Source organism: Haemophilus parahaemolyticus, assembly GCF_018373095.1.
GTDB classification, from domain to species: domain Bacteria; phylum Pseudomonadota; class Gammaproteobacteria; order Enterobacterales; family Pasteurellaceae; genus Haemophilus_A; species Haemophilus_A parahaemolyticus_A.
Map to the genome: position 1 here is coordinate 1 of NZ_JAHAHT010000087.1, position 7,722 is coordinate 7,722.

General features: G+C 39.5%; 7 protein-coding genes. 1 reads left to right on the top strand and 6 read right to left on the bottom strand.

Features of this window, described 5'->3' with window-relative positions:
* The 6 genes from KH943_RS08155 to KH943_RS08180 form a co-directional block, all read right to left on the bottom strand.
* Positions 1-650: TGS domain-containing protein (locus KH943_RS08155; protein WP_304109862.1), on the bottom strand; the 650-nt coding region annotated here is incomplete at its 3' end.
* Between the two features lie 375 nt (positions 651-1,025).
* Positions 1,026-2,258, bottom strand: coding sequence for a uracil-xanthine permease family protein (locus tag KH943_RS08160; RefSeq protein WP_304109864.1), 1,233 nt, complete (start codon positions 2,256-2,258; stop codon positions 1,026-1,028).
* Between the two features lie 140 nt (positions 2,259-2,398).
* On the bottom strand, positions 2,399-2,947 hold the full coding sequence (gene gmhB / locus KH943_RS08165; protein ID WP_304109866.1) for a D-glycero-beta-D-manno-heptose 1,7-bisphosphate 7-phosphatase: 549 nt from the start codon (positions 2,945-2,947) through the stop codon (positions 2,399-2,401).
* A complete protein-coding gene (gene bcp / locus KH943_RS08170) occupies positions 2,947-3,417 on the bottom strand; it encodes a thioredoxin-dependent thiol peroxidase (RefSeq protein ID WP_304109868.1) in 471 nt (156 codons plus the stop codon). The genes gmhB and bcp overlap by 1 nt, the downstream gene beginning before the upstream one ends.
* 142 nt (positions 3,418-3,559) lie before the next feature.
* A complete protein-coding gene (gene hemW / locus KH943_RS08175; protein ID WP_304109870.1) occupies positions 3,560-4,717 on the bottom strand; it encodes a radical SAM family heme chaperone HemW in 1,158 nt (385 codons plus the stop codon).
* 80 nt (positions 4,718-4,797) lie between these two features.
* The gene (locus tag KH943_RS08180) at positions 4,798-5,943 is read right to left on the bottom strand and encodes a 5-methyltetrahydropteroyltriglutamate--homocysteine S-methyltransferase (protein ID WP_304109871.1); all 1,146 of its coding nucleotides are present in this window, start codon (positions 5,941-5,943) and stop codon (positions 4,798-4,800) included.
* 336 nt (positions 5,944-6,279) lie between these two features.
* On the opposite strand from KH943_RS08180, the gene KH943_RS08185 reads away from it, so the two are divergent.
* Positions 6,280-7,722, top strand: a 1,443-nt coding sequence (locus KH943_RS08185) for an L-lactate permease (protein WP_304109873.1), incomplete at its 3' end; no start/stop codon positions are given.

A 7,722-nucleotide genomic window follows, 5' to 3' on the forward strand; every position in this document is an offset into this window, starting at 1 on the left:
CGTTGCAACATTTTATTTTTGCTGTCGCCACGCCAGTAAGCCCCCGCCACGTTTTGAAGTTTGAAGTGGTGGCAGAAACGCATATTTGGTACATGTGGACCACGGCACATATCAATATATTCTTGGTGATGATATAACGCAGGCGTTGCTGTGCGTTCGATATTCTCATCTAAAATTGCCATTTTGTATGGCTCGCCACGTTGCTCGAAGGTATCACGTGCTTCTTGCCAGCTCACACGTTTTTTCACTACATCATAGTTGGTTTTTGCCAACTCAAGCATACGTTTTTCAATCGCATCAATATCTTCTTGGGTTAAAGAGCGATCTAAATCCACATCATAATAGAAGCCGTTTTCAATCGTTGGGCCAATTGCCATTTTCACATCAGGGAATAATTGTTTAATGGCGTGGCCGAGCAAGTGAGCACAAGAGTGGCGGATAATTTCTAAACCGTCTTCATCTTTTGCAGTAATGATTTCTAATGTTGCATCTTGATCGATAATATCGCACGCATCACGGCGTTCACCGTTTACACGACCCGCGATAGTCGCTTTGGCAAGACCCGTACCGATAGATTGGGCAACTTCTAAAACAGAAATAGGATTGTCAAATTGGCGTTGTGAGCCATCTGGTAAAGTAATAATTGGCATTTTTTTATCCTTACAGTGGTAACCCATACGACAGGCTACTTGTTAAATTTGAAAAAAATTCGAAAGAAAAAACCGCTTGCAAGCGGTCAATTTCTTAGTCTGATTTGCAATGCGCATTATTTCCCGTACTAATGGGGAATAAGAGCAGGCTATTTTAGCATAAAGATGGTTAAAAATAAGCATCTAAAATGCACAAAACTAATGCTTAGAAGCTCTTTCGGCAATGGTTCGACGAGCTCATTTGGCGTTTCAAGAACCATTTAGCAATTGTTTTGTGCATTTGCTATATAATTTTTTAATGATAAAATTAAAGTCTATTTTCTCAAATGTTTTGTCTATTACATCCAGAAATAGATCGCTTAATTTTAGATAAAATTACTCTGTAGATTGTGCAGCTGCTTTTGGCAAGACTAAATTCATTAGAATTGCAGCGATTGCACAAAGGCTAATACCTTTAAGTGAAAATTCGCCTACATTGATAAGCATACCACCAATACCAAAGGTCATCACGACTGAAACAATGACAAGGTTGCGAGCTTCTCCCATATCGACTTTGGCTTTGATTAAGGTACTCATTCCTACCGCAGCGATAGAGCCAAATACAAGCATCATAATGCCTCCCATCACTATGCCTGGAATCGTTTGTAAGAACGCCCCGACTTTACCACAGAATGAAATGGCAATTGCCCAACAAGCCGCCCAAGTCATAATCGTTGGGTTGAAGTTTTTAGTCAGCATTACCGCACCTGTTACCTCAGCATAGGTTGTATTTGGTGGTCCACCAAGAAATGAAGCGGCAGAAGTAGCGATACCATCTCCCAATAATGTACGATGTAAACCTGGTTTTTTCAAAAAGTCGTTACCCGTTACAGAGCTGATTGCCATAATGCCACCTACATGTTCAACTGCTGGAGCAATCGCAATGGGAAGCAAATATAAAATCGCATCTAAGCGGAACTCTGGGAAAGTAATGGTCGGCACGTCAAACCATGACGCATTTTGCACGGGAGTGAAGTCTACAATACCTAGAAAAAGAGATAACAAATAGCCCACAACAATACCGAACATAATCGGTACGAGTTTCATCAAACCTTTAGCAAAGACGGCAACAATGACAGTAGTGATTAAAGTAACCATTGAGACAAGCATTGCAGTATCTTGTGAAATAGCACCATTTGTATTTTTACCTAATGCCATATCCACTGCAACAGGGGCTAATCCTAAACCAATGATGATGATAACAGGGCCAACAACAACAGGCGGAAAAATTCTGTCCATTATTTGAGCCCCTTTCCATTTGACCAGGCTACTTAAACAAAGGTAAACCAAGCCCGTACAAGCTAATCCGCCCATAGTAACAGCAATCCCCCACGCTTGCACACCGTATTGAATTGGAGCGATAAAAGCGAAAGAAGAAGCGAGAAAAATAGGTACTTTACGTTTGGTACAGAGTTGGAAAAGGAGAGTACCGACACCTGCAGTAAGCAGGGCGGTGTTTGGATCAAGCCCCGTGATTAACGGAACTAGCACTAAAGCACCGAAAGCGACAAAGAGCATTTGTAAGCCAACAAAGGCTTGTTTCGGTCTGCTAATGGTTTGATTGTTCATGGAAGTTTCTCAGTTGTGATAATAAAAACAAATTGGTTATCTTTCGACAACTGAGAGTAAATTATACTAAAAATCGGACCACTTGGATATGGAAGGAAATGATAAAATTTTTGAAATATTTACAAGTGCTCATCACAAAGCTATTTCACAAACCTGACCAAATCCACCAAACTATCAAGCACTAAATCAGCTTTTTCGCGTCCTGCTTCGGTGATCTCTTTGCCTGTTTTCACCAGTACTTTTGTTTTTACGCCTGCATTTTCAGCAGCGAGCAGATCTTCTAATTTATCGCCCACCATATAAGATTTTTCAGGATCAATATTTAAATCTTTAATCGCCTGTAAGAACATTCCCGCTTTCGGTTTACGGCAATTGCAATCTTCACGATATTCGCCTTTACCCTCTGGGTGATGTGGACAGTAATAAATGCCATCTAGTACCACGCCATAATCTTCATCTAATGACCAATCCATCCATTCTGTCAATTGGGTAAATTGTTCTTCGGTGAAATAACCGCGGGCAATGCCCGATTGGTTAGTCACTAACACGAGTAAATAACCTTTATCTTGCAATTGTTTTAACGTTTTGCCCACACCTTCAATAAATTGAAAATCATCGATTTTATGTACATAACCGTGATCGATATTGATGGTGCCGTCGCGGTCGAGAAAAATCGCTTTATGTGCCATTATTTTGTTCCTTTTAGGTAATCGACCACAATTTGGTGGTGTTCGCTGGTTTTGAATTTATCGAACACTTTTTCAATTACGCCTTGTTCGTTTACTAAAAAGCTAATGCGGTGGATACCATCATAGATTTTGCCCATAAATTTTTTTTCACCCCATACGCCAAAAGCCTCAGCAATTTGGTGATCAGGATCGGAAAGTAAAGTAAAATTCAGCTCTTTTTTCTCGATAAATTGAGCCAATTTTTTTGGAAGATCGGGACTAATGCCGAGTACTTCTACATTCAATTCAGAAAGTTCCGTACGACTATCACGCAATCCGCAAGCCTGAGTAGTACAACCAGGGGTAAGGGCTTTAGGATAAAAATAAACAAGGACTTTTTTGCCCGCAAATTGAGCAAGAGAAATAGATTGTTCGTTTTGATTAAGAAGAGTAAATTGTGGTGCTAAATCGCCTGCTTGTAGTGTATTCATTTTTTGTGAGTTCCGTATAACTCCCCTCTGTAAAAAACGCTGTAGGTAAAGAGGGGAGCTAAGTAGATATTTGTAAATTCCAGCTATAAATAAACCGCTTGTATCTTATCACAAGCGGTTATTTTCTTAAATTTTTTGTCAATTAATCCAAAAACTTCTCCAGCAGTTCATTTAAGAATAACTTGCCGTGCTGGGTAATTTGCCAGTGAGTTGCTGTTTCGGTAATGTAATTTTGACTTAATGCCCAATCCATTTTAGGTTTAACCAGATCAGCAGACAACCCCGTGTATTGCTCAAATTCCGCTTTAGGTACAGCCTCAAGCAAACGGAATCGGTTCATAAAGAACTCGAACGGGCGATCTTCTGGAGCAATCTGTTCTTGTGAATAACAGTATTCGCCTCGCATATAACCTTTCGGGTGCTTGGTTTTGCTAAAACGGTAGATTTCGCCCGTTGGGTAACTAATTTTACCATGAGCACCGCAACCAATTGCCAAATAATCGCCAAAACGCCAGTAGTTCAAGTTGTGCCGACATTGGTAACCTTTTTTTGCATAGGCGGAAGTTTCATACTGCTCGTAGCCTGCTTCAGTCAGCAGTTGATGACCTTGTTCGAAAATATCCCACAACTCATCATCATCAGGCAAAATGGGTTGGCGGTAGTAGAACATCGTATTCGGTTCAATCGTAAGTTGATACCACGAAAGATGTGGCGGGTTTAACGCAATGCCTTGTTTTAAATCTTCCAATGCCTGTTTTACCGATTGGTTTGGCAAGCCGTGCATCAAGTCAATATTAAAGCTCTTTAAGCCAAAGTTTGCTGCATTTTGAGCAAATTTAACCGCTTGTTTCGCCTCTTGGCTATTGTGAATACGCCCTAATTTCAGCAATTTTTCAGGCTCAAAACTTTGAATGCCCATTGAAATTCGGGTTACGCCTGCTTTTGCATAACCGATAAAACGCTCTGTTTCTGCAGTACCTGGATTGGCTTCAAGTGTAATTTCTAAGCCCTCTTCAAATGGGATTTGTTGTTGAATTTTGAGCAATAGATGCCCAATTCCTTCTGCAGAAAAGAGACTTGGTGTCCCGCCTCCAATAAAGATGGAGTGGATTTTTCGATTACTAATCGCCTCGCGGTAAGCGGTTAAATCTTGCGATAAATCTGCAAGTAAGTGTTTGATGTATTCAGCTTCGGGAATGATGCCTTTTTGAGCGTGCGAATTAAAATCGCAGTAAGGGCATTTTTGCACGCACCAAGGAATGTGGATATATAAGCTAAGTGGAGGGAGGGTTAGTTGCATATTAACGTAGGGCGAACGTTAGTCCGCCAATTAAATAATAAAAATGGCGGACTAACGTCCGCCCTAAAAATAAGTGAAGATTACTCACCCCAAACATCGCGGGCGATATCTCGAATAAATGCAAGTTTCGCCCATTGTTGTTCTTCGGTCAAGATATTTCCTTCCTCAGTTGAGGCAAAGCCACACTGTGGGCTTAAGCAAAGTTGGTTTATATCCACATATTGCGTTGCTTCTTTAATTCGTTCAATGATCTCATCACGATTTTCTAATTCACCGCTTTTTGATGTCACTAAACCAAGCACCACTTGCTGATCTTTAATAAAGCGTAATGGTTTAAAATCACCCGAACGATCACTGTCGTATTCAAGGAAGAAACCATCCACACGGCAAGTGCCAAACAACGTTTCCGCCACAGGCTCATAGCCGCCCGCTGAGAACCATGTTGAACGGAAGTTACCGCGACAGATATGCATCGTAATCGCAAGATCAGCAGGTTTCGCATCAATGATTTTGTTTACCATATACACGTAATCTTTAGCGATTTGATCTAAATCGAAACCACGCTCTTGATAGGCTTTGCGTTTATCTTCTGCACAAAATTCGCCCCAACTGGTATCGTCTAATTGAAGATTACGGCAGCCTAATTGGTAGAAAATCTGCATTGCATTGATGTAAGCATCTGCAATATCATCTAAGAGTTGTTGGTTGTTGTTTTCGTAATGTGGAATCGCAACATAATCCGTTGCACGTACGTTAGTAATTAAATGCAACATTGATGGTGAAGGAATGGTTAATTTCACTTCGGTTTCGCCCGCTAATTTTTGTAACGAACGGAAATGCTCTACAAATGGATGGCTTTCGGAAAAGCCGATTTTATCCACGATTTTCAATGTTTTTGGGCGAACGTTGTGATGTTTGAATTGTACTGAGAATTTTTCTGCATCCACTTCTTCTACACCGTCAAGGGCACTCAAGAAATCTAAGTGCCAGAATGTACGGCGAAATTCGCCATCGCTTATTGCGTGTAAACCTACCGCTTTTTGTTGTTCAACTAATTTTGCAATCTCGTGATCTTCCACTTGAGTTAAATCTGCACAAGAAATATCGCCACAACTGCATTGATGACGAGCATGTTTTAATGCTTCAGGGCGTAAGAAGCTGCCAACAATATCAAAACGAAATGGTGCAGAAGTGCGAGGTTGTGCATTGGGAAAAAGGTGAGACATAAAAAATCCTTTGTTGTTATTTAACTCTGTTATAAGAATTGTAACAAACTTTCACTTTATTCAAGTTGAAAATTTCTTTTCTTTATTATGAATAACTTTCATTTTAAACCTATGCTAAAAGAACGCTAAAAGCCTTTAGTTGGGCTAAAAATCGCTACCTTTTTTGAATTACCTCGAAAATGTTTCATCTATTTTTTAACCAATTAAATATAAAAAGCGTGATCTAATTCACAAAACTGTAACATTATCCTATCTTTATTTAATAAGTTGTTTACAATCAATCCCGACTAGCAATTGCTATCAGAAAAAAATATTTCTTTTTTGTAGGTGAACCTTATGGCTCTATTTCTTAGTATTTTCCCAATCGTATTATTGATTTACTTAATGGTAAAACGTAATGCTCTTCCATCTTATGTTGCTCTACCTTGGATTGCAGCAGTAGTATTAATTATTCATTTAGTCTTTTTTGCAACTGATGTTTCTATTATTAGTGCAAAAATTGCTTCGGCAACGGTAGAGGTATTAACGCCTGTAACCGTTATTTTTGGTGCAATTTTATTTAACCGATTCTCAGAAGTCTCTGGTGTAACTAACACCTTACGCAAATGGTTAGGTAATATTAACCCTAACCCTGTAGCACAATTGATGATTATTGGCTGGGCGTTTGCATTTATGATTGAAGGTGCAAGTGGTTTCGGTACCCCAGCAGCCATAGCGGCTCCAATTTTAGTGGGATTAGGTTTTAACCCAATTCGCGTAGCAATTTTAGCCTTAATTATGAACTCTGTACCTGTATCATTCGGTGCAGTAGGTACACCAACATGGTTTGGTTTTGGTCCATTAAATTTAGCTGAAGATCAAATTTTAGAAATTGGTTCAATTACAGCAACTGTTCACGGTTTCGCTGCATTGGTCATTCCTGTAATTGCATTAAGCTTCATTGTAACTTGGAAAGAAATTCGTCAGAATCTCGTATTCATCTATTTAAGTATCTTTGCGTGCGTAGTGCCTTATTTCTTTTTAGCACAAGTAAACTATGAATTCCCATCATTAGTGGGTGGTGCAATTGGTATGTTTATATCGATCTTATTAGCTAATAAAGGTGTAGGTCTAGCGAAAGTAGAAAATACCTTAGATGGAAATGCTGTAAGTAGTAAAGAAGTAGCTAAAGCATTATTTCCAACAGGCTTACTCATTGGATTTTTAATTATCACGCGAGTAAAACAATTGCCGTTCAAAGCAATGATGAACAATGCAACCGAATGGTTCGGAGCACAAATTGGTTCATTAGGTCACTTTGAAGTGAGTGAAGGTTTGATTTTCAGTCTGAAAAATATTTTCGGTACGGGAATGAACGCAAGTTATAAATTGCTTTACGTGCCAGCGTTAATTCCATTCGTAATTACCGTATTGATTGCTATTCCTGTATTCTCGATGTCATCAAGCAATGTGAAAGGCATCTTCTCAAGCAGTTTTAAACAAGTTCGCAATCCATTTATCGCATTAATTGGTGCGTTAATTATGGTAAACTTAATGTTAGTAGGTGGAGATGAGTCAATGGTGAAAATCATCGGTCGTAGTTTTGCTCATGCGACAGGTGAGTACTGGACTATCTTTGCTTCATATTTAGGTGCGGTAGGGGCATTCTTCTCTGGCTCAAATACTGTTTCTAACTTAACTTTCGGTAGTGTGCAATTATCGACAGCAGAAATAACAGGTATTTCAGCAACATTGGTTCTTGCATTACAATCTGTTGGCGGTGCGATGGGTAATATGGTA

Coding starts and splice junctions, on each gene's coding strand:
- KH943_RS08160 (WP_304109864.1), bottom strand. CDS start 2,258: ATGAACAATCAAACCATTAGCAGACCGAAACAAGCCTTTGTTGGCTTA.
- gmhB (WP_304109866.1), bottom strand. CDS start 2,947: ATGGCACATAAAGCGATTTTTCTCGACCGCGACGGCACCATCAATATC.
- bcp (WP_304109868.1), bottom strand. CDS start 3,417: ATGAATACACTACAAGCAGGCGATTTAGCACCACAATTTACTCTTCTT.
- hemW (WP_304109870.1), bottom strand. CDS start 4,717: ATGCAACTAACCCTCCCTCCACTTAGCTTATATATCCACATTCCTTGG.
- KH943_RS08180 (WP_304109871.1), bottom strand. CDS start 5,943: ATGTCTCACCTTTTTCCCAATGCACAACCTCGCACTTCTGCACCATTT.